Below are 21,311 nucleotides of genomic sequence, written 5' to 3'. Positions count from 1 at the left end.
ACTACTAAATCGTTCAATTAAAGATTATAATATAGTAAGCGCATGGAATTAGTAATGGAAGATTTAATAAAAGAAGGATTGCAAACCGGTTTTAGTTATGCGGAATACAGAGCTTTAGTAGCGGATTTAGCTGAAAAAGGCACATCTACCGGTCCTGAACAGTCAGAAGCTTTAACACAATACACGCAATTGAATAATAGTCGTATGCGTAGATGGGACAAAACTTTAAAGTTTAGTGACGAGGCTGTGGCTAGAATTAAATCTGTAGACAAGAAAATTTCATGGTTGGTATTATCTGAAAGTTGGTGTGGAGATGCTTCACCTGCATTACCGGTAATGAATAAGATTACGGAAATCAATCCGAATATTTCCTTATCTATTATCCTACGTGATGAGAATTTAGAGATCATGGATCAGTTTTTAACCAACGGTGGAAGATCTATTCCTAAATTAATAGCTGTTGAAGAAGGTAATGGTGCTGTAGTTGCAACTTGGGGACCACGATCGGCAAAAGCTACAAAGATGGTTGTTGATTATAAAACAGAGCATGGTAAGTTAACTCCAGAGTTTAAACAAGATCTTCAAATGTTTTATAATAAGGATAAGGGTCAAAGTATTTTAGAAGATGTGCTAAAGTTACTTCCCTTGAAATAGGTAAGTAATAGTTCCCTTCTGAGCGTCTTTTGTAGAAGAATTAAATCTTGCTTTTAAGGCATAGTTGATGGCGTTATCAACAAGGCATCCGTTAGAAGTACCTGAGCTTTTAGCATTATAATCGGCTTCGGTAACATAGCCTAAAGCATTTACCTCAATGTTGATGACCACTTTACCTCCTTCTATACAAGTGTATATTGGTGGTGGTAATTTATAATTGTTTCTGTCTACTAAAGAATAAGAAACAGATGTTCTTCTTGCGGCCAGGTTGTTTGTAAATTCTTTCTTTTGAGCTTCTTTTTCTCCTAGAAGTTGTTTTTTTTCTTCTCGTTTTTTCGCCAGGGCTTTTACTCGTGCAGAATAACCATCGTCAGAAATCATATTTTCTGTTGGGTCGCCATCACTCATTTCATTACGCTCTGCCATTAACTCCTCTAAAGTTTGCAGTGGTTCTGGATTTCCGTAACTAGGTTTAGCGGTTTCGTTAAAGGCTAAGTGACTTTTAATAGGGTCTATTTCTTCTTGTTCTTCTAATGGTTCCTCCTCTTTTAGAATTTCTTCTAAAACCTCAGGGTCCATAACCATTTCAACAACATAATCTTCTTTAGATTCTTCTTGCCCCCCAAACTGAATATTATACAATACCAACACTACAATAGACATGCTAAAGACAGTGGCAAGTAATGATAATTGTTTTCTGTTCAGATTCATGGGTATATAACCTTAATAATACCAAAATATTTTAGAAGATCGACAAATGGTAATCAATTGTTTGTTACCTGTTTTCTTCTGTACCTAATAAGATATTGGCATAAACCAAAGGGTCTTGAGCATTATCTACGTTAAAATCACCTATTTTGGTTCTTCTCAATGCTGTTAAATGCGCTCCAGAATTCAATGCTTTTCCAAAATCATGAGCCATAGACCTTATGTAAGTTCCTTTGCTACATGCAATTCTAAAGTGAACATTCAATCCGTCAATATCGGTAATTTCAAAAGCGCTTACATTTACTTTACGCTTTGGTATATCTACTGTTTTTCCTTCTCTTGCCAATTCATATAAACGCTTGCCATCTTTTTTAAGTGCTGAAAATACAGGTGGCGCTTGTTCTATATCACCAATAAATTCATTGGTAGTTGCTTTTATAAGCTCAGATGTAATATGTTCTGTACTAAAAGTCTCGTTTATTTCTGTTTCAAGGTCATACGAAGAAGTAGTTGCACCTAGAGTGAAAACACCTGTATATTCTTTTTCCTGACCTTGATATTCAGTAATTTTTTTAGTGAATTTACCGGTACAGATAATTAGAAGTCCTGTTGCTAACGGATCTAAAGTACCGGCGTGCCCTATTTTAAACTTCTTTAAGCTGAATTTTTTTCTGATAGCCCATTTCAATTTATTGACCGCTTGAAAAGAGGACCATTCTAGTGGTTTATCGATCAATAATACCTGACCGTTCAAATAGTCTTCTTTGGTCAAATCTTCCATGAATTTGGGTGTTTATATTGTATTAAGGATTAGTAAAACCGTAAATAACGGCAATTAACCCTACCACAAGGCAGTAAATGGCAAAGTAAGATAGCTTGCTTTTGCGAACCAATTTAATCATCCAAGTACAAGCGGCAAGACCGGCAACAAAGGCGGCAATAAAACCAGCGCCCATGGCTACATTATTTTCTCCGTCAAAAGTTAAATCTCCGCTCATAAGGTCTTTGGCAATTTTACCAAAGATCAATGGTACTACCATTAAAAATGAAAATCTGGCGGCTTTAGATTTGTCTACACCTAAAAGAACAGAAGTAGAAATGGTGGCTCCACTACGTGAAATACCAGGTAGCATAGCAATCGCTTGAGAGATACCTACAATAAAGGCATTACCAAAACTTACTTTCTTATCCGTGTCTTTAGCTTTGTCGGCAAAATATAAAAGTACTGCCGTGATAATTAGCATAAAGCCTACAAATCTGATATTTCCTCCAAAAAAAGCTTCTAACTGTTCTTCAAAAAAAAGACCTACGAATACGGCCGGTAACATGGAGATGATGATTTTAGCGGAAAACTGACTTTCTTCGTTCCATTTAAACTGAAACAATCCGCTTAAAATTTCCCAAATATCTTTTCTAAAAACTACAATTGTACTCAGTGCGGTTGCAAAGTGTAGTACTACGGTAAATAATAAACTTTCTTCTTGAACAGAGTTATCTCCTAAAATGGCTTTACCCAATTCTAAATGCCCACTTGATGAAACAGGTAAAAACTCGGTTAATCCTTGAATAATACCGAGAATAATAGCGTCTAAAGTATCCAATTAATCTTTCTTTTTGTGTGGGTTTAATAAAATGGCATAAATTTCTATGCCTAAGCCAATAAGCACTAAAGTTGGTGCAAGTCTTATTCTTCTAAAATTATAGATTTCAGGATTAAAAACGTTGGGGTCGTCACTACCGCCACCGCTCATTAAAATAAAACCTATTGCAATACAGGCAAGACCAATAAACATGAACATGTAATTTTTCTTCTGAAAAATGAATTCTTGTTTAGAATGCTGTTCCACTTTGTTGTTTTTACTCATGCCGCAAATTTAATAATATAATTCGTCCGTTCTAAGGTTTAGGAAGCGTTGGGTCGCAAAATAGGTGCTAATGAACGAAATAAGTATGCCTAATAGAAAAACGCTAACAAATAAAATGACTAAAATATAGGGCTCGTCAAATAAACCTAAATCTTGAAAATTAGTATTTACATAATACACGACACCACCAATAGCCAATAAAGCAATTGCGGCTCCGATCATGCCTAATTTAATATTTTGCCATATAAACGGCCTTCTAATGAAGGTTTTCGTTGCCCCTACCATTTGCATGGTTTTGATGATAAATCTTTTTGAATATATGGATAATCGAATAGAACTATTGATCAATAATACCGCAATAAAGGTAAATATGGCGCTGGCAACCAAAATCCAGAAACCAATTTGTTCAACGCTCTTGGCAACCATGCTCACTAGAACTCGGTCATAGCTAACTTCGTCTACAAAGCTCTTTTCTGAAAGGGTATCGGCAATTTCTTCAACTTTCTCTGCGGTAACGAAATCTGCATTTAATTTTACGTCGATGGAGTTTTTCAGCGGATTATACCCTAAATAATCAACAAAATCCTCGCCAATATCCTCACTATGCTGTTTTGCTGCCTCTTCTTTAGATACGTATGTAGAAGATTTGGTGTATTCAGACATTGCCAGGGTTTTTTGAAGCTGTTCAACTTCAATTTCCTTAGTATTTTCTTTTAGAAAGACAGAAATGGTGATTTGTTCTTTAGAACGATCTGCCATTTTTTTGGTGTTCAGAACCAGTAATCCTAAAATGCCCAGTAGAAATAAGACTAATGCAATACTTAGCACCACTGAAAAATAGGAGGAGATGAGTTTGCGTCTTTGATAATTTTCGAAGGAGTTCGCCATAAACTTGAAATTCGCTGTAAAAATAACAAAGTAACCTTATACTTTAGTTTTTATTTAGTTTAGGAAGCGTTAAAGGTTTAGGAGCAGGTGGAATTCTTTTTCTTAATAAAAGCATTTGACCAAGATGACTAGATTGGTGTTCCATGACATGAAACCAAGCAAAGTGGTTATTAACATTTGATCCAGGGTAAACTTCTGCTAGCCAAGCATCATCTTTATTTTTAAAATTTTCCTTGGTTTTTGCCCTAACTTTTTTCCATAGATCAAAATAGTAGTTCGCTTCTTTTCCATTAATATTGTTACGAGCACCCTCTCCAAGCGCCATTGCAATATCTAATTGTTTAGTATCTTCCTCATCATATTCCATTTCATCAAAAGTTAAGTTTTGATAATATACTTCGGTAGCGATTAAATGCATGATAAGTGCTCCTATGGAATTTGCTTCTTTATCCATGATGTGATCTAATTCCCTAATATCTAAAGAACTCATTTGCTTTTCTATTCTAATACTTAAGTTATCTAGCATAGTAACTAAAGTGCCTATTTGTGGTGTGTAACCTTCTATAGGACCAATAAGATTAGATTTGTCTTCTACCACACCTTCTCCAGTAATTATAATTGCATTTTTGCCATCGGTAGTGTCATCGGTGTTGCTGAAAGTGAATTCTTTTATTTTTACTGGATTTTCTTCGCTTATTCCATTAGACCAGCCGGAAATTCCCTTTTCCGTTAAAGTTTGTTCAAAACTTGGATTTTTAATATCGAGTTTTTCAAATGAACCATCTGGTTTTTCTGTTTCAACAATAAAATTGTCATAAAAGAATTTCCCGTTTCCGCTACATAGACCTCCAAATACTAATGCTTTTGCATTTTTGTCTATCTCACCTTCAATGACATATGTATTCCACTCTTTAGAAAGAATTGGGCGATCACCCATATTATCAAAAAAACCACTTTCTCCATCTTTTGTATCCACTCTTGCCCAAAGACCAGACCAACTACCCTCTGTATCTGTAACGGTTTTAGCGGATGCTGTTAGTCTAAATTTAATTTTTTTATCGGTTGTTATTGTAATATTTTGGGCAAAAGAAGTCCAATCTCGAGATATTTCTTTTTGTGCGATTGATATCGTAGTGGTTAGGATAAGAGTAATTACTAAAAGTTTGGTTCTCATTACTTGATTTTTCTTCTAAGATAGAAAGTTAATACTAACGTTTTAGGCTAAAGTGTCCTTTAAATTGAGTGGTATCTGCCTCAATTAGATACCAATAATCATCTTCTGGCATTCGTTCACCTTGAAAAGTGCCGTCCCAAGATGTAGCATTTGTATTTCCAAATTTGATGAGCTTGCCATAGCGGTCAAAAATTGAAATCGAAACAGAATTAAAAACCTCTAATCCGTCAGGTTCAAAAAGGTCATTGACAGTATCTCCATTAGGTGTAAAGAATTTTTGAATGACCAGATGGTAAAAATCCTCCGTTACAACACCACAATCGGTATTGTCTTGAACGTAAATAGTGTAAAATCCGCCTTCTACAGCTTCAAAAATGGGATTGGTTTGAAATGAGATTCCATCTAAAGAATATTCAAAATTTCCACTGTTGGCAGTAGAAACTACTATTGATGGTCCGTCAGATACTATTTTATCAATTCTAGGTAAATCTATTTGTTCAACTGTAATGGTTCGTGTGGCCGAGCATCCATTGGTGTTAGTTACAATGACTTCGTATTCGCCAGCTTCAGTAACGTTTATCATTTGGGTGGTAGCGCCTGTAGACCATAGGTAGGTGACATTCTCAACATCGGCATCTAGAGTGATAAAAGAATCTTCGCAAAGAAAAATATTAGAGTCAACAGGTATGATCGGTAATGGATTAACGGTCAGCGTAACTGCTGTTCTTGTGGTAGATGCACATTCAATTTCTGTTGAATTAGCTTCAGCGTAATAGGTGCCGGCAGTGCCAGTTTCTAAGTTTTGGTCATCAGATAAAATTAAATTTCCGCCAGTAGCGGCATCGTACCAATTTATGGAATATGAATTTAGTGTATTAACGGATAGCGTTCCTAATTCTCCTTCACAAATGGTTATATCTCCGTTACTTGTAGGTGCAGCGGGAATAGGTAGAACGGTAATGTCAAAAACATCGGATACCACGTTGCATAAATCATTGTTTACATTGACAATATCCTCTGCAATTTTTGTTCTAAAATAGGTAGTTGTGGTAACTGCCGGAGTATTTAAAATGGCACTATTTTCACCAGCGATGTCTACCCATGTTTGTTGGTCCGTACTTTGCTGCCATTGGTAGGCATGAGAACTGAATACAGAAGAATCTGGTGTTGCTGTCAATGTTCTTGAAACACTGCCTTGATCTTCACAAACTACCAAACTAGCTTCATCTGCTGCCGTAGCAATGGTAACATTGTCACCGCAAGATCGAAATAGAATATCGTCAATGGCTACATCATTTCCACATCCTCCATTACTATTATTTCTCATCTTCAAAATAACCGATGTTTGTCCCGGTTCGGTTTTAAAAACCAAAGCATATTGTTCCCATTCTAAAGTGCCAGTGCCGGGTATGCTGCCAGTGTCCCCTTGCGCAAGTAAATTACTATCTGTTTCATCCCATATTTGAAAGCGAACATTTACAGGTATGCTATTGCCCTCGCAGCTTCCAGCGGGTTGTAAGTTAATAAGCCATGATGAAAATTCATAGGTGGTGTTTTCGCACAAGCCTGTAACTTGACGTTGATAAAATTCCCCAGCGGTAAAACTGGCGTTGACAATAAAAAGTTTTCCGTTGCTATCGCCAGGGGTGTGGTCTTGAATGGAAAGCCAGTCAAAATAGTTTGTGGTACTAGATATAGTATAATCGCCATCATTTGGTGTGCCAGTAGTAAATTGATATGAAGTAGTGCCTGCAGGTAATTCCGGTCCATCGGTAGTGCCGGATCCAAAATCTTCCGTAAAAATGGGGTCGCCAGAATTGCCACCACAAAAACCAAGCTGCGCCTGCAGTGTAGCAATACTACAGCAGGTCAGTACTAACGTGAGTAAAAAAAGTTTGGGGCTCCTCATATTCTAAGGTTAAAGATATACTTTTTAAAAAGATGGCTAGTTATAGTATAGCCTTGATAGTGTTACAATGCTAAGAATGGTATTTTTACGAAGATGTGAACCTAAATCTGTTATATGTTGAATTTATTGGATTTAAAGATATCCAGACCCGGACTTTGGTTTCCTACAATTTGGATTTATTTAGTTCCTTTTGCAAATGAGGTGGATTTTTGGTTGAATGTTAATTTTTGGCTCGGACTTTTCTTTGTCACTTTCCCTTTAAATTATTTGGTCTACGGTCTAAATGATTATAATGATATAGATGCTGATGCGGTAAACGCTAGAAAAGGAAATTTTCTATTTGGAGCAAAAGCTTCAAAATCGCAACTAAAAGGAGTACTTACTAAAATTACAATTCTCACATCCGTGTTTGTAGTTGCCTTCACTTTTATATCCGGCTTTAAAATGTTCTTGCTTCTGCTGTTTATGGTCGTCGTAAATATCCTTTATAATTTTAAACCGTTCAGAATAAAGGAACGACCTCCTTTTGAAATACTAATTCAGGTAGGGTATGTAGTAACCGTATTCTTTTCAACAGAACTAAATAATTTAGAAACGCTACCATGGCAAACATTGGTGTATTTGTCTTTGTTTGCATTTCAAGCACATATTGCGGGCGAAATAATGGATATAGAGCCGGATTTAGCTTCGGGCAAGCGAACAACCGCTACTTTGATAGGACGTAACAGCTCAAAACTACTAATGCTCTTGATATTGGTATGCGAATCTGTTTTGGTTTGGTATTGGTTTAAAGATGTAGTGTTGGCATCATTTCTAGGTCTTTTTTCTGTATTTATCGTATTAGATATTTTTGTGATATTCAAGGGTAGGGCATATACATTGCCCGAAATGAAATTGTTTGGTTATCTCATTAACTTATCTGCATTGGCATCTATGCTTTGGGTGCTCTACAGTGGAAAATTATTGATGGTTTAACCCAAAAAGTATCAACGATGTTATTCTTTCGCTTTTAGCAGAATAAACCTATTTTTGCGACTTACAGAAAAGAAGTAAAGATCATGCAATACAATTTCAACGAAATTGAAGCCAAATGGCAAAAATACTGGGCAGAAAACCAAACATTTAAAGCGGAGAACGATTCTGAAAAAGAAAAATTCTATGTGCTTGATATGTTTCCTTATCCTTCTGGTGCGGGTCTGCATGTTGGGCATCCGTTAGGGTATATTGCTAGTGATATTTATGCGAGATATAAGAGGCATAAAGGCTTCAATGTATTGCATCCACAAGGGTATGATTCTTTTGGTTTGCCTGCAGAGCAGTATGCTATTCAAACAGGTCAGCATCCTGCAATTACTACGTCAGCCAATATAAAAACTTATAGAAGGCAATTAGATCAATTGGGTTTTTCTTTTGATTGGAGTAGGGAAGTAAGAACTTCTAGTCCCGAATATTATAAATGGACACAGTGGATATTCATTCAAATATTCAATTCTTGGTATAATAAAGATACCGATAAGGCAGAAGATATAGAAACCTTGATTTCTAAATTTTCTACGGATGGTAATGCCAATGTGAATGCAGTGTGTGATGATGATATTGAGGTATTTACAGCTGATGAATGGACTGCTTTTTCTGATGTTAAAAAACAAGAAATACTATTACAGTATAGATTAACGTATTTGGCGGATACTGAGGTAAACTGGTGCCCTGCACTAGGTACGGTATTGGCAAATGACGAAATCGTAAACGGAGTATCAGAGCGTGGTGGTCACCCGGTTATTCGTAAAAAAATGACCCAGTGGAGTATGCGTATTTCAGCATATGCACAACGTTTGCTAGATGGTTTAAATAAGATAGATTGGCCACAACCGTTAAAAGATTCCCAGACCAACTGGATTGGAAGAAGTCAAGGAGCTTCAGCTATTTTCAATGTTAAGGACCATGATGAGAAAATAGAAGTTTTCACAACTCGCCCTGATACCATTTTCGGAGTTTCATTTATGACCTTGGCGCCAGAGCACGAATTAGTAGGTAAAATAACTACACCAGATCAGAAAGCTGAGGTAGAGGCTTATATAGAGGCAACTGCAAAGCGTTCTGAGCGCGATCGTATGGCAGACGTAAAAACCATTTCGGGTGCTTTTACAGGAGCTTATGCTGAGCATCCGTTTACCAAAGAACCTATTCCTATCTGGATCGGAGATTATGTCTTGGCGGGTTATGGTACAGGAGCTGTGATGTCCGTTCCATGTGGAGATCAGCGCGATTATGATTTTGCAAAGCATTTCAATATTGATATTCCCAATGTATTTGAAGGTGTAGATATTTCTGAAGAAGCATTTGCCGATAAGGAGAAGACTGTTATTGCTAATTCTGATTTCTTAAATGGATTACCATATAAGAAAGCAATGAAGCTGGCTATCTATGAGTTGGAAAAAATTGGGCATGGCGAAGGAAAAATAAACTATCGCTTGCGTGATGCTGTTTTTAGTCGTCAAAGATATTGGGGGGAACCTTTCCCGGTGTATTATGTAGATGGTATGCCGCAGATGATTGCAAAAGAACATTTGCCAATTGAGTTACCTGAAGTGGAAAAGTATTTACCAACGGAAACAGGCGAGCCCCCGTTAGGTAATGCTGAGGTTTGGGCGTGGGATACTGTTGCCAATAAGGTTGTAAATAATAGTGAGATAAATAATACCACTGTGTTTCCATTAGAGTTGAATACCATGCCAGGTTGGGCAGGTAGTTCACAGTATTTTAATAGATACATGGATCCACATAATAATGAAGAGATATTCTCTGAAAAAGCGATTAACTACTGGCAAGATGTAGATTTATATATAGGTGGTAGCGAACACGCAACAGGTCACTTATTGTACTCTCGTTTCTGGCAAAAATTCATGTTTGATAAAGGTTTGGTACCTAAAGATGAGTTTGCTAAGAAGTTAATCAATCAAGGGATGATTACGGGGACTAGTGCATTTGTTTATAGAGTTAATTTAAGAATAGCGGCAGTTAGAAATACGGGAAGTCAAATAATTACAGAGAACGATAATTCTTTTGACGAATTAGTTTTGGTCTCAAAGGGAAGAAAGGAAGATTATTTGAAGTCTAAAGAGTTAGATTTTTTAGGAGAAAAATTATCGGGATATATTAAAGATGCCATGATAACCTTAGAGAATGATGTGCAGATAGAGAGTTCAGATTACTTTATTGATTTTAATGCAATTCATGCAGATGTATCATTAGTAAATGCATCGGACGAGTTGGATATTGAAGGATATAAAAGTTGGAGAGATGAATTTGCGGATGCGGAATTTATCACTGAAGAGGATGGAACATTTAAAGTAGGTCGCGAAGTGGAGAAAATGTCCAAGTCTAAATACAACGTTGTAAATCCTGATGCCATTTGTGAGGAGTACGGCGCGGATAGTTTGCGTTTGTATGAAATGTTCTTAGGGCCATTAGAGCAGTCAAAACCGTGGAACACGGCAGGTATAACGGGAGCACATGGTTTTTTAAAGAAACTGTGGAAATTGTACACGCCCTTTTTAGATGAAACTGCGGTCGCTGAGCGTAGCCGAAGCGAAGAAGAGCCTTCTAAAGAATCATGGAAAACATTACATAAGACCATTAAAAAGGTAGAAGAAGATATTGAGAATTTTAGTTTCAATACATCGGTATCTACATTTATGATTTGTGTAAACGAGCTTTCGTCTCAAAAATGTGTGAGCAGAAAAGTGTTGGAGCCATTGGCAATTTTAGTATCTCCTTATGCACCTCATATTGCAGAAGAGTTATGGAGTAAATTGGGTCATACAGATTCTATTGCAACAGCACCTTTTCCAAAATTTGAAGAAAAGTATATTAAGGAAAGTGATAAAGAGTACCCTATATCCTTTAATGGTAAAATGAAGTTTACTATGCAGCTATCTTTAGATTTAAGTAAAGATGAAATAGAGGCAGCAGTAATGGCGCATGAAAAAACCCAACAACAACTAGCAGGTAGAACACCTAAAAAGGTGATTGTGGTACCAGGTAAGATTGTGAATATCGTGGGTTAATGCTCAAATTCTATAATTTAAAAAAAGAGGTAATGACAATTACCTCTTTTTTTGTCTGGCTATTTGGCAATGGTAGGCCTAAAAATCAGTGTTTTATTTTGTAAATAGTCATAAAATAAAATACACCCCCTAAAAAATAGGGGTATAAACACTATAAAATGATAATTATAGCAAGTAACCCCTGTGTTTTATCGATTTAATGTTTGATATATGCATAATTAGTTTCAATTTTGCAGTGTAACATAAAATGATAAATCATGATTGTTGGTATTCCAAAAGAAATCAAAAACAATGAAAGCAGGGTAGGTATGACGCCGGCCGGAGTTTTCGAATTGGTAAAAAACAACCACAAAGTATATGTCCAGTCAGATGCTGGTGAAGGCAGTGGTTTTTTTAATCAAGATTATCAACAGGCGGGTGCTATAATACTAGATACAATTGGTCAGGTATACGCCATGAGCGAAATGATCGTAAAAGTAAAAGAGCCTATTGCCGAAGAATATGATTTAATTCAACAAGGGCAAATATTGTTCACATACTTTCATTTTGCATCAAGCGAAGCCTTAACAAAGGCAATGATAAAGCAGAAGGCAATTTGTATAGCTTACGAAACCGTAGAAGATGAAGAAGGTACGTTGCCGCTTTTAACGCCAATGTCTGAAGTTGCAGGTAGAATGGCAATACAACAAGGTGCTAAATATTTAGAAAAACCCGTAAAAGGGCGTGGTGTATTGTTAGGTGGTGTACCAGGTGTAGCTCCGGGTAAGGTTTTGGTCTTAGGTGCTGGTGTAGTTGGTATACAAGCTGCTAAAATGGCAGCAGGTCTTGGTGCTCACGTAACTATCTTAGATGTTAATATGAAACGTTTGCGTTATGCAAATGATGTAATGCCACCACATGTGGTGACCGAATTTTCAAATGAGTTTAATATAAGAAGACTTATAAAAACACATGATCTAATCATTGGTGGGGTTTTGCTAAAAGGAGCAAAAGCTCCAAATTTGATTACAAGAGACATGTTGAAAGAAATGAGACCTGGAACGGTAATCGTTGATGTAGCCGTGGATCAAGGCGGATGTGTAGAAACAACCAAGCCTACCACGCATGAAGACCCTATTTATATTATAGATGATGTTGTGCACTATTCGGTAGCGAATATGCCAGGTGCGGTACCTTATACGTCTACAATGGCCTTGACCAATGTAACCTTGCCATATGCTTTAAAATTGGCGAATTTAGGTTGGGAAGCTGCTTGTGATAAAGACGCGGCTTTAAAGAAAGGATTAAATATCGTAGAAGGAAATGTAGTATATCAAGAAATTATTGAAGCCTTTGGTTGGGAAGAGATAGTTGCTTAGCCAGTACATTTTGTCAGTAAAATATGCCTCGCCATATCCGAAAGGAATTTGGCGGGGTTTTTGCTTTTATATCACTAGATTCTTAAAAAAGTGGGAATCTTTAGTATATTTAATCGATTTAAAAATTGAAATGTTATGATGGGATATTATATACTGATTGGGGCAATTGCTTTGGTCAGCTGGTTAGTTAGTAGTAAATTAAAGAGTAAGTTCAAGCATTATTCTAAGGTGCATTTGCAAAATGGAATGAGTGGTGCGGAGATAGCTGAAAAGATGTTGGCGGATCATGGTATTAGAGATGTAAAGGTGGTTTCTACGCCTGGTATGCTTACGGATCACTATAACCCTGCTAACAAAACGGTAAATTTAAGTGAAGGAGTATACAATCAAAGAAATGCAGCTGCCGCGGCAGTTTCTGCGCACGAAGTAGGTCACGCTGTACAACATGCAGAAGCTTACGAGTGGTTGGGTATGCGTTCAAAATTAGTGCCTATAGTTAGTGTAACATCCAGTATGTCTATGTGGGTCGTATTCGGTGGTTTGGCATTAGGTGCCGCAGCCGGTGTGGGATTTGGATATTGGGTTGCTGTCGCTGGTTTAATAATGATGGGTATGGCAACGTTGTTCAGTTTTGTAACCCTTCCGGTTGAATATGATGCTAGTAATAGAGCATTGGCATGGTTAAAAAACAAAAATATAGTGACACCAGAAGAATATAAAGGTTCTGAAGATGCACTGAAATGGGCTGCACGTACGTATTTAGTTGCTGCAATTGGTTCATTGGCAACTTTGGTATACTGGGGACTTCAGGTTTTTGGTGGTAGAGATTAAGCTAAAACTAATATTTGATATATAAAAAAGCCTTCCCAATTGGGAAGGCTTTTTTTTATATACTTATTTGTCTATCTATTTGTTGGGCCAAAGAAATAAACGTTTCTGTTCTTGAAACCCCTTCTATGGCTTGTATTTCTTTGTTAAGCACCTGCATTAAATGCTCATTATCTCTACACAACACTTTAATTAAAATAGACCAATTCCCCGTGGTATAGTGGCATTCCAATACTTCTGGAATTTTCTCTAATTGTTTTACGGCCATTGGGTTGCTCATCGCTTTATCTAGGTAGATACCGATATATGCCATGGTAGTATAGCCTAATGACTTGGGATTGACAATAAATTTAGAACCAGATAAAAGTCCTGATGCTTCTAGTTTTCTTAAACGTTGATGTATAGCTGCGCCGGATATTCCAATACTTCTCGCAATTTCAAGCACTGGTTTACGGGCGTCTTCCATTAAAAATCGTAAGATTTTTTTATCGATTCCGTCAATTTTAGCCAAAGAAGTAGGTGTTTTCATGTTTTCTCAAATCAATTACCTCAATTGTAAAGGGTCGAGGTATGCTAATTAATTTATAATTTCAAGGCAAGCCTTGGGTAATTGAACCCATAATGAGGGTTTAAAACATAAATGTACTTATTTGGTTTCAAAATGATAGTTAAAAAGTGTTAGTTGACTACAGAATTTGGATTATAACCTAAATAAGGTATATCATATTCCATGAAATTGACTCCGTAATCCTCAAGTTCCTTCAATATAGGTTCGTACACTTCTTTAGTAATAGGTATCTGTACACCTGGTGTAGTTATATCGCCATTCAATATTTTTAAAGCTGCCATGGCTACTGGTAAACCCACGGTTTTTGCCATTGCCGTAAACGTTTGGTTTTCGCCCGTAACTACAAGTTTAGAATCTATTTGTTTCTTTTCTCCGTTTAATTCATAACCAAATTTATGATACATGACAATCATATCTTTTTCTTCTGGCTGAAGTGTCCAGCTATCTTCTAATATTTTTTGAAGAGCTTGAGCAGGTGTGGCATTTGGTATTCCAATGATTTTATTGTTATCAAAAAGATTTAGTTCCACTAATTTATCCCAACGGATATCATCTTGATCCAATTTCAGGTAATGTCTAAGTTTTAGTTCGACAGAATCGGTAGGTGAGTAAGGAAGAAAAAGATTGATGAATTCGCGATAACTCATTTTTTCAGAGTTTTCTATAGTAAATGTATCGTCGGTTGCTCCTAATTGAATGAACATATTCCATGCTTTGGAAAAGCCGACACGGCGCATAGTACCTCTGTAAATAGTTAGTGCATCTTGTAATTTATAAGCCTCTCTGTAGTTTAACGAATCGCGATTAGCGTATCCTTCAAAACGACCATATCCTTCAATTTCAAAAAATTCCGTACGCCTAAATAATCGGTGGTAAGGTATGTATTTATAAGTGCCCTCTTGAATGAACTTGGCAGTTCCGCCTTGCCCTGCAAGAACTACGTTTCTGGGGTTCCAGGTAAATTTGTAGTTCCAAAGGTTGTTATCGTGTTCCGGGGCTACCAAGCCACCACAGAAAGATTCGAACAGGATTATTTTACCACCTTTATCTCTTATGCGGTCAATTACTTGCATGGCGCTCATGTGATCTAAACCGGGATCTAATCCTATTTCATTCATAAATACGAGTCCCTCTTCCTCTACCTTTTTGTTAAGCGCCAATAATTCTTGACTAACGTATGATGCTGTCACCAAGTGTTTTTTAAGATGAACACAATCTTCTGCAACCTTAATATGAAAGCGAGCGGGAAGCATAGAAATAACGATGTCTGAATTATCTATCGCTTTTTTTCTTGCGTTTTCTTCGAATATATCAAGGGCAATGACGGTGCAAGAAGGATGTTGTGCAATCGATGATGGAATTGCAGCAGGATTGATGTCGCCAATGGTGACTTCTAATTTTTCTACTTCCGCTTTTCCTAAAAGGTAATCCAACAAATAGGAAGTAGATTTACCTGCGCCTATAACAAGAATTTTTCGCATCATACGATTTCAGTATTTTTGATTGGTAACGATTTACTAAGGTATCAAATTGTTACATTTATAAAAAAAGTTATTATAAAAGTTATGAAAAAAACAATTTTAGGTACTGCGTGTCTATTTGGAATGTTGGCAGTTGTTCTTGGTGCTTTTGGTGCACATGGGTTAAAAAATTTGGTAGATGCACAATCTGTAGCCACTTTTGAGACGGGAGTTAGGTATCAAATGTACCATGCCTTTTTCTTGTTTGTACTTGGGTTGTTGCCTTTGGAATATGTAAAGTCTAAAAAGGTCATTTATATATGTACGGTAATTGGTATCGTTTTATTTTCTTTTTCTATTTATCTACTGTCGTTAAATTCATTGGTAGCATTTGATTTTAAAGTTATCGGCATCATTACACCTATCGGTGGATTGTTTTTAATTGCCGCTTGGGCACTTATGGGCTATGGTGTAATGAAATCAAAATTTGTAAAATAGCTGGTGAATACGTTGTTTGAGTGACTAAATAGCTTATTTTCAACATATCAATGGCTTTTTCATGACTAAAACAAAATTACTAGGACTAGTCTTGGGTCCTCTTTCTTTTATATTGATTCTTTCCTTTTTTCATCCAGAAGGACTTTCCATACAGGCAAATGCAGTCTTGGCATCTACCATTTGGATCGCCATATGGTGGATTACCGAAGCAATACCAATAGCCGTAACGGCATTGTTACCATTGGTGCTATTTCCGCTTTCTGGCGGATTGGATTTGTCATCTACATCAGGTTCTTTCGGGCATAAATATGTATTTCTCTATATGGGCGGGTTCATCATTGCCATCGCCATAGAAAAATGGAATCTCCATAGAAGAATAGCCTTGAATATTATCAACCTCATTGGTTCAGATGTTAGAAAGATTATTCTGGGTTTTATGTTGGCAACTGCTTTTTTATCCATGTGGATTTCCAATACGGCTACTTCGGTAATGATGCTTCCTATAGGTTTAGCGATTATAAAACAGTTACAAGATAACCCAGATACGGTAGAAGATGAAAATAAGACCTTTGGTAAGGCGCTAATGTTGGCAATAGCTTACAGTGCTTCTATAGGTGGTGTGGCTACGCTTATAGGCACACCGCCAAACCTAGTTTTGGCAGGTGTGGTTTTAGATACTTATGGTTATGAAATTACCTTTATGCAATGGTTTGCCTTTGGTTTGCCCATTTCAATTATTCTGATTTTCATTTGTTGGAAGTATTTGACACAGTTTGCTTTTAGCTTTAAGCAGAAATCATTTCCTGGAGGTAAGCAAGAGATTAAACGTTTACTATCCAATCTTGGTAAAATTTCATATGAAGAGAAGGTAGTGGCTTTTGTATTTGCTTTGACTGCATTCTGTTGGATCACGCGCTCGTTTTTATTGCAAAAGATATTACCGGGCTTAGATGATACTATCATAGCCATATTTTTTTCAATTGTGTTATTCTTGATTCCTTCAAAGAAGAAAGGAGAGCAACTCATTAATTGGGAAGAAGCCGTAAAAATGCCGTGGGGTATCATTCTTTTGTTCGGTGGCGGTATGGCATTGGCAAAAGGATTTGAAGTTAGCGGATTGGCGGTATGGATTGGTAGTCAAATGACATCGTTATCAGGGTTACCTATAATAATTCTGATTTTAGTATTGATAGCAGCGGTGAATTTTCTAACTGAAATTACATCCAACCTGGCAACCACGGCAATGTTGTTACCAGTATTAGCCCCTATGGCGTTAACAATAGATGTGCATCCGTTTGTATTAATGGTGGGTGCTGCGGTTGCGGCATCGTGTGCTTTTATGTTACCGGTTGCTACACCTCCAAATGCAGTGGTTTTTGGTTCGGGTTACCTCAGAATTCCAGATATGGTGGGCAAAGGATTCTTTATGAATATTATTTCTATCATTATATTGACCTTTTTCGTATATTTTGTACTCCCAGAGTTGTGGGAAATTTCAATAAATAGTTTCCCCCAGAAATTCAAATAAATGAAGCTATTACTTATTCCTGATAAATTTGATGGTTCTTTAACAAGTGAATCATTTACTAATGCCTTTGTTGATGGTATGAAGAAAGCTGGTGTGCCTTTTTCTTCCCGTTTTATTAAAGCAACAGATGGCGGAGAAGGTTTCTTGAAAGTCATTGCCAATTATAAACCATGTATTTCGGTTGAGGTAATAAGTGAGAATCCGTTAAGAGAACCTATACGATCCTATTATTTATATAACAAAGAGGATAATTCGGCTTACATAGAGCTCGCCAATGCATCGGGTGTTGATTTATTGCCTTTTGATGAACGTAACCCTATGTTGACCACTACGTATGGTACCGGTATTGAAATTAAAGATGCTGTTGAAAAAGGGGTAAAGCATATTTATATAGGGCTTGGTGCAAGTGCTACCAATGATGGTGGTATTGGCATAGCACATGCTTTAGGTTTTGATTTTTTAAATGAAAATGGAGTATTGCTTCCTCCTATTGGCTCAAGTTTACAATTAATAAGGTCTATTGATGATTCACGTGTGTCTGATAAACTAAAGCAAGTGAAGTTCTATACGGTTCATGATGTAATTAATCCATTATTTGGTGAAAATGGAGCAGCTTATGTATATGCAAAATACAAAGGCGCTACAGATGAGGTTATAGCAGAATTGAATAAGGGTTTAATAAGATTGAATAGGGTAGTTTCAGATAAGTATAACGTATTTCTAAATAATGTACCTGGTGCTGGTGCAGCAGGAGGTGCCGCTTTTGGGTTGAAAACTTTTTTAAATGCGGAATTCTTGAGCGCTATGGACTTTATTTTAGGATTGTCTGGTTTAAGGGAGATTTTGGATAAGGAGAATTTTGATTATATAATTACCGGTGAAGGCAAAATTGATGCGCAAAATTTGAATAGTAAATTATTGCAAGGCGTTATAGGGTTGGGTAAAGAATATAATATTCCTGTAATTGCCATATGTGGAATGTTAGAAATCTCAAAGGACCAGTTAAAAGAAATTGGTGTATTTGATGTTTTTGATATTCAAGACGAGCATAAAGATTTGGAGTATAATATGAAGCACGCAGCCCTGCTTTTAACTGCAAAAACAGCTGAATATTTCTCTGAAAAGTGAAAATTGGGTATCAAAAAAAGACCACTTTTTTTATTTATTTCTTAAAATTTTAAGTCCTAAATAGCAATAATGTATTTAAAACGCGTTATCTCCTTATAATGTGTATTAAAAGGAATAAAGTGTCTGCGAATATTTTTTGTTTATAGCGATTCTTTGATTGAATTCGTATTTCGACGAGAAATGGCGCTAATTGAGCTCTGAAAATCAGTGGTTCAGCTTTTATTTTTTTAGTTTTACACGAACAAATTTTCTAAAGCATGAAAAGCTCAACGACAAATGCGCATACCATATCCCTAAAAAACTATGGGATTACACACGCCAATTTTCATTATCAGGAAACACCGGAAAACCTCCAAAAAGCCACTCTAGAAATGGATATGGGAGTTGAAACCAGCAACGGTACACTTGCTGTGAATACTGGTGAATTTACAGGTAGATCCCCTAAAGATAGATATATTGTCAAGGACGATATAACAAAAGATAAAATTTGGTGGGGAGATATCAATATTCCATTTGAAAAGGAAAAGTTTGATGCCTTATATACTAAGGTGATTAGCTATTTAAACGAAAAAGAACTTTTTGTTAGGGATAGTTACGCTTGTGCAGACGAAGATTATAAGTTAAATATACGTGTGATCAATGAATATCCTTGGTCTAATATGTTTGCCTATAATATGTTTTTACGTCCTACAGAAGCAGAATTAGAGGATTTTACGCCAGAGTGGACCGTTATCAACGCACCTGGTTTTATGGCAGATGCAGAATTAGATGGAACAAGACAACACAATTTTGCAATCTTGAATTTCACTGATAAAATTGCATTGATTGGTGGAACAGGATATACCGGAGAAATCAAAAAAGGTATTTTCTCAGCCTTAAACTTTATTCTACCAGTTTATAAGGAAACATTGCCAATGCACTGTTCGTCAAATGTTGGTGAAGATGGAGATACGGCAATATTTTTTGGATTATCTGGAACAGGAAAAACAACTTTATCAACAGATCCCAATAGAAAATTAATAGGAGATGATGAGCATGGTTGGACAAGTAGAAATACCGTTTTCAATTTTGAAGGTGGATGTTATGCAAAGGTGATTAACTTATCTGAAGAGCAAGAACCGGAAATTTACGGAGCTATCAAACCAGGTGCAATACTTGAAAATGTAGTGCTAGATGATAAAGGCAATGTTGATTTTGCCGATACTTCAATTACACAAAATACAAGGGTTAGTTATCCAATTCATCATATAGATAACATTCAGCAACCATCTATTGGTAAGAATGTAAAGAATATTTTCTTTTTAACTGCAGATGCTTTTGGTGTACTGCCTCCAATATCTAAGCTTACACCTAGCCAGGCTGCATATCACTTTATTTCTGGTTACACGGCTAAAGTTGCGGGTACAGAAGCAGGTGTTGTAGAGCCTGTACCATCATTTTCAGCTTGTTTTGGCGCACCTTTTATGCCATTACACCCAACAAAGTATGCTGAAATGTTGAGCAAGAAAATGAAAGAATCCGGTGTAGATGTATGGCTTGTGAATACAGGTTGGACAGGCGGACCTTACGGTATTGGTACAAGAATGAAATTAAAGTATACTAGAGCTATGATATCTGCTGCCCTAAGTGGTGAGTTAGGTTTGTATTCTTATGATAAGTACCATATTCATTCTGTATTCGGTGTGGCGCAACCAAGAGAATGTCCTGGTGTACCAACATCGGTATTAAGTCCAAGAGCAACTTGGAACAATGATGAGAAATATTATAACACTGCATTTAAATTGACAAATGCCTTTAGGGAAAACTTCAAAAAATTTGAAAGTTATGCCAGTGAAGAAATAAGAAGGGGCGGACCACAGCGGTACGCATTTTAAAACAATAAAAAAGCCTTGCAATGCAAGGCTTTTTTTATATCAAATATTTTAAGCGTTCTATTTATTTACACTTATTATATACTTCTGTAACGCCATGGTCATAGAAGGTGTTTCAGGTGTTGGTGCTTTAATGTCTATACGTAAACCGGCATCGGTTGCAGCATCTACTGTAGAGTTACCGAATACGGCAATTCTAGTTTCCTTTTGATCGAAATCTGGAAAATTCTGTAATAAAGATTCAATCCCAGACGGACTAAAGAATACTAAAATGTCATAGTATACATTGCGTAAATCAGAAAGATCGCTAATAACAGTTTTGTAAAAAATAGCTCTTTTCCAATTAATGTTTAGAGAATCTAAAGTATCGGGAACGTCTTGTTTAAGTACATCTGAAGAAGGAAGTAAGAATTTTTCATCCTTATATTTCTTAATCAATGGTACTAAATCCGTGAATAATCTTTTTCCTACGTAAATCTTACGTTTTCTATAGACCACGTATTTTTGAAGGTAATAGGCTACCGCTTCAGATTGGCAGAAGTATTTCATGGAATCTGGCACCTTAAAACGCATTTCGTCTGCAATTCTAAAGAAATGATCTACTGCGTTTCTACTTGTTAAGATAATAGCAGTAAAATCATTCAGATCTATCTTTTGCTGACGCACGGTTTTTGCGTCAACTCCTTCTACATGTATGAACGGTCTAAAATCAACCTTTACTTTCTCTTTGTCTATAAGCTTGGAATAGGGGGAGTTTTCCATTTTCGGCTCAGGTTGCGAGACCAAAATCGTTTTTACTTTCATATG

19 protein-coding genes are annotated in these 21,311 nt (G+C 36.5%); 9 read left to right on the top strand and 10 right to left on the bottom strand.

The window, feature by feature from the left end; genetic code table 11:
* The first annotated feature begins 42 nt into the window (after positions 1-42).
* Positions 43-654: a thioredoxin family protein gene (locus tag UH1x_RS06815; protein WP_482625889.1), complete on the top strand. Its 612-nt coding sequence runs from the start codon at positions 43-45 to the stop codon at positions 652-654.
* On the opposite strand, the gene UH1x_RS06810 is transcribed toward UH1x_RS06815, so the two are convergent.
* From UH1x_RS06810 to UH1x_RS06780, 7 genes are all read right to left on the bottom strand, one after another.
* On the bottom strand, positions 637-1,365 hold the full coding sequence (locus tag UH1x_RS06810; protein ID WP_482625888.1) for a hypothetical protein: 729 nt from the start codon (positions 1,363-1,365) through the stop codon (positions 637-639). The two genes, UH1x_RS06815 and UH1x_RS06810, sit on opposite strands and share 18 nt — an antisense overlap.
* A gap of 64 nt (positions 1,366-1,429) precedes the next feature.
* The gene (gene truB / locus UH1x_RS06805; RefSeq protein ID WP_482625887.1) at positions 1,430-2,143 is read right to left on the bottom strand and encodes a tRNA pseudouridine(55) synthase TruB; all 714 of its coding nucleotides are present in this window, start codon (positions 2,141-2,143) and stop codon (positions 1,430-1,432) included.
* A gap of 22 nt (positions 2,144-2,165) precedes the next feature.
* Positions 2,166-2,963 carry an undecaprenyl-diphosphate phosphatase gene (locus UH1x_RS06800; RefSeq protein WP_036157079.1) on the bottom strand — a complete coding sequence of 266 codons (798 nt, stop codon included), beginning with the start codon at positions 2,961-2,963 and terminating at the stop codon, positions 2,166-2,168.
* Positions 2,964-3,227, bottom strand: coding sequence for a DUF3098 domain-containing protein (locus tag UH1x_RS06795; protein ID WP_036157077.1), 264 nt, complete (start codon positions 3,225-3,227; stop codon positions 2,964-2,966).
* 9 nt (positions 3,228-3,236) lie between these two features.
* On the bottom strand, positions 3,237-4,115 hold the full coding sequence (locus UH1x_RS06790; protein ID WP_036157076.1) for a cell division protein FtsX: 879 nt from the start codon (positions 4,113-4,115) through the stop codon (positions 3,237-3,239).
* 43 nt (positions 4,116-4,158) lie between these two features.
* Positions 4,159-5,289 (bottom strand): mycothiol transferase, encoded by a 1,131-nt coding sequence (locus UH1x_RS06785; protein WP_482625886.1) that lies wholly within the window; start codon positions 5,287-5,289, stop codon positions 4,159-4,161.
* Between the two features lie 34 nt (positions 5,290-5,323).
* Positions 5,324-7,198 (bottom strand): T9SS type B sorting domain-containing protein, encoded by a 1,875-nt coding sequence (locus UH1x_RS06780; RefSeq protein WP_482625885.1) that lies wholly within the window; start codon positions 7,196-7,198, stop codon positions 5,324-5,326.
* 114 nt (positions 7,199-7,312) lie between these two features.
* Between UH1x_RS06780 and UH1x_RS06775 the strand changes: the two genes are divergently transcribed.
* From UH1x_RS06775 to UH1x_RS06760, 4 genes are all read left to right on the top strand, one after another.
* Positions 7,313-8,173 carry a UbiA family prenyltransferase gene (locus tag UH1x_RS06775; protein ID WP_482625884.1) on the top strand — a complete coding sequence of 287 codons (861 nt, stop codon included), beginning with the start codon at positions 7,313-7,315 and terminating at the stop codon, positions 8,171-8,173.
* An 83-nt stretch (positions 8,174-8,256) separates the two neighbouring features.
* The gene (locus tag UH1x_RS06770; RefSeq protein ID WP_482625883.1) at positions 8,257-11,265 is read left to right on the top strand and encodes a leucine--tRNA ligase; all 3,009 of its coding nucleotides are present in this window, start codon (positions 8,257-8,259) and stop codon (positions 11,263-11,265) included.
* A 257-nt stretch (positions 11,266-11,522) separates the two neighbouring features.
* Complete coding sequence (gene ald, locus UH1x_RS06765) at positions 11,523-12,623, top strand: alanine dehydrogenase (RefSeq protein ID WP_396633133.1); 1,101 nt, start codon at positions 11,523-11,525, stop codon at positions 12,621-12,623.
* 135 nt (positions 12,624-12,758) lie between these two features.
* Positions 12,759-13,454, top strand: a complete 696-nt coding sequence (locus UH1x_RS06760) for a zinc metallopeptidase (RefSeq protein ID WP_396633134.1) — start codon at positions 12,759-12,761, stop codon at positions 13,452-13,454.
* Between the two features lie 55 nt (positions 13,455-13,509).
* On the opposite strand, the gene UH1x_RS06755 is transcribed toward UH1x_RS06760, so the two are convergent.
* Both UH1x_RS06755 and UH1x_RS06750 read right to left on the bottom strand, forming a co-directional pair.
* Positions 13,510-13,980, bottom strand: coding sequence for an Lrp/AsnC ligand binding domain-containing protein (locus UH1x_RS06755; protein ID WP_027065872.1), 471 nt, complete (start codon positions 13,978-13,980; stop codon positions 13,510-13,512).
* 149 nt (positions 13,981-14,129) lie between these two features.
* Positions 14,130-15,503: a saccharopine dehydrogenase family protein gene (locus tag UH1x_RS06750; RefSeq protein ID WP_482625882.1), complete on the bottom strand. Its 1,374-nt coding sequence runs from the start codon at positions 15,501-15,503 to the stop codon at positions 14,130-14,132.
* Positions 15,504-15,584: 81 nt separating this feature from the next.
* On the opposite strand from UH1x_RS06750, the gene UH1x_RS06745 reads away from it, so the two are divergent.
* The 4 genes from UH1x_RS06745 (at position 15,585) to pckA (ending at position 20,507) form a co-directional block, all read left to right on the top strand.
* Entirely contained in the window at positions 15,585-15,977 is a 393-nt protein-coding gene (locus tag UH1x_RS06745; RefSeq protein WP_482625881.1) for a DUF423 domain-containing protein, read from the top strand.
* Between the two features lie 61 nt (positions 15,978-16,038).
* A complete protein-coding gene (locus UH1x_RS06740) occupies positions 16,039-17,505 on the top strand; it encodes an SLC13 family permease (protein ID WP_482625880.1) in 1,467 nt (488 codons plus the stop codon).
* Entirely contained in the window at positions 17,506-18,633 is a 1,128-nt protein-coding gene (locus UH1x_RS06735) for a glycerate kinase (RefSeq protein WP_482625879.1), read from the top strand.
* A gap of 257 nt (positions 18,634-18,890) precedes the next feature.
* The gene (pckA, locus tag UH1x_RS06730) at positions 18,891-20,507 is read left to right on the top strand and encodes a phosphoenolpyruvate carboxykinase (ATP) (protein ID WP_482625878.1); all 1,617 of its coding nucleotides are present in this window, start codon (positions 18,891-18,893) and stop codon (positions 20,505-20,507) included.
* Positions 20,508-20,564: 57 nt separating this feature from the next.
* On the opposite strand, the gene UH1x_RS06725 is transcribed toward pckA, so the two are convergent.
* The gene (locus UH1x_RS06725) at positions 20,565-21,308 is read right to left on the bottom strand and encodes a uroporphyrinogen-III synthase (RefSeq protein WP_482625877.1); all 744 of its coding nucleotides are present in this window, start codon (positions 21,306-21,308) and stop codon (positions 20,565-20,567) included.
* Positions 21,309-21,311: the final 3 nt, after the last annotated feature.

The organism is Maribacter sp. UH1 (assembly GCF_056839145.1).
Note: the sequence above shows the minus strand (reverse complement) of the source record. Positions and strands in the feature narration are given on the sequence as shown.

Coding starts and splice junctions, on each gene's coding strand:
- UH1x_RS06815 (WP_482625889.1), top strand. CDS start 43: ATGGAATTAGTAATGGAAGATTTAATAAAAGAAGGATTGCAAACCGGT.
- UH1x_RS06810 (WP_482625888.1), bottom strand. CDS start 1,365: ATGAATCTGAACAGAAAACAATTATCATTACTTGCCACTGTCTTTAGC.
- truB (WP_482625887.1), bottom strand. CDS start 2,143: ATGGAAGATTTGACCAAAGAAGACTATTTGAACGGTCAGGTATTATTG.
- UH1x_RS06795 (WP_036157077.1), bottom strand. CDS start 3,227: ATGAGTAAAAACAACAAAGTGGAACAGCATTCTAAACAAGAATTCATT.
- UH1x_RS06790 (WP_036157076.1), bottom strand. CDS start 4,115: ATGGCGAACTCCTTCGAAAATTATCAAAGACGCAAACTCATCTCCTCC.
- UH1x_RS06785 (WP_482625886.1), bottom strand. CDS start 5,289: ATGAGAACCAAACTTTTAGTAATTACTCTTATCCTAACCACTACGATA.
- UH1x_RS06780 (WP_482625885.1), bottom strand. CDS start 7,198: ATGAGGAGCCCCAAACTTTTTTTACTCACGTTAGTACTGACCTGCTGT.
- UH1x_RS06775 (WP_482625884.1), top strand. CDS start 7,313: ATGTTGAATTTATTGGATTTAAAGATATCCAGACCCGGACTTTGGTTT.
- UH1x_RS06770 (WP_482625883.1), top strand. CDS start 8,257: ATGCAATACAATTTCAACGAAATTGAAGCCAAATGGCAAAAATACTGG.
- ald (WP_396633133.1), top strand. CDS start 11,523: ATGATTGTTGGTATTCCAAAAGAAATCAAAAACAATGAAAGCAGGGTA.
- UH1x_RS06760 (WP_396633134.1), top strand. CDS start 12,759: ATGATGGGATATTATATACTGATTGGGGCAATTGCTTTGGTCAGCTGG.
- UH1x_RS06755 (WP_027065872.1), bottom strand. CDS start 13,980: ATGAAAACACCTACTTCTTTGGCTAAAATTGACGGAATCGATAAAAAA.
- UH1x_RS06750 (WP_482625882.1), bottom strand. CDS start 15,503: ATGATGCGAAAAATTCTTGTTATAGGCGCAGGTAAATCTACTTCCTAT.
- UH1x_RS06745 (WP_482625881.1), top strand. CDS start 15,585: ATGAAAAAAACAATTTTAGGTACTGCGTGTCTATTTGGAATGTTGGCA.
- UH1x_RS06740 (WP_482625880.1), top strand. CDS start 16,039: ATGACTAAAACAAAATTACTAGGACTAGTCTTGGGTCCTCTTTCTTTT.
- UH1x_RS06735 (WP_482625879.1), top strand. CDS start 17,506: ATGAAGCTATTACTTATTCCTGATAAATTTGATGGTTCTTTAACAAGT.
- pckA (WP_482625878.1), top strand. CDS start 18,891: ATGAAAAGCTCAACGACAAATGCGCATACCATATCCCTAAAAAACTAT.
- UH1x_RS06725 (WP_482625877.1), bottom strand. CDS start 21,308: ATGAAAGTAAAAACGATTTTGGTCTCGCAACCTGAGCCGAAAATGGAA.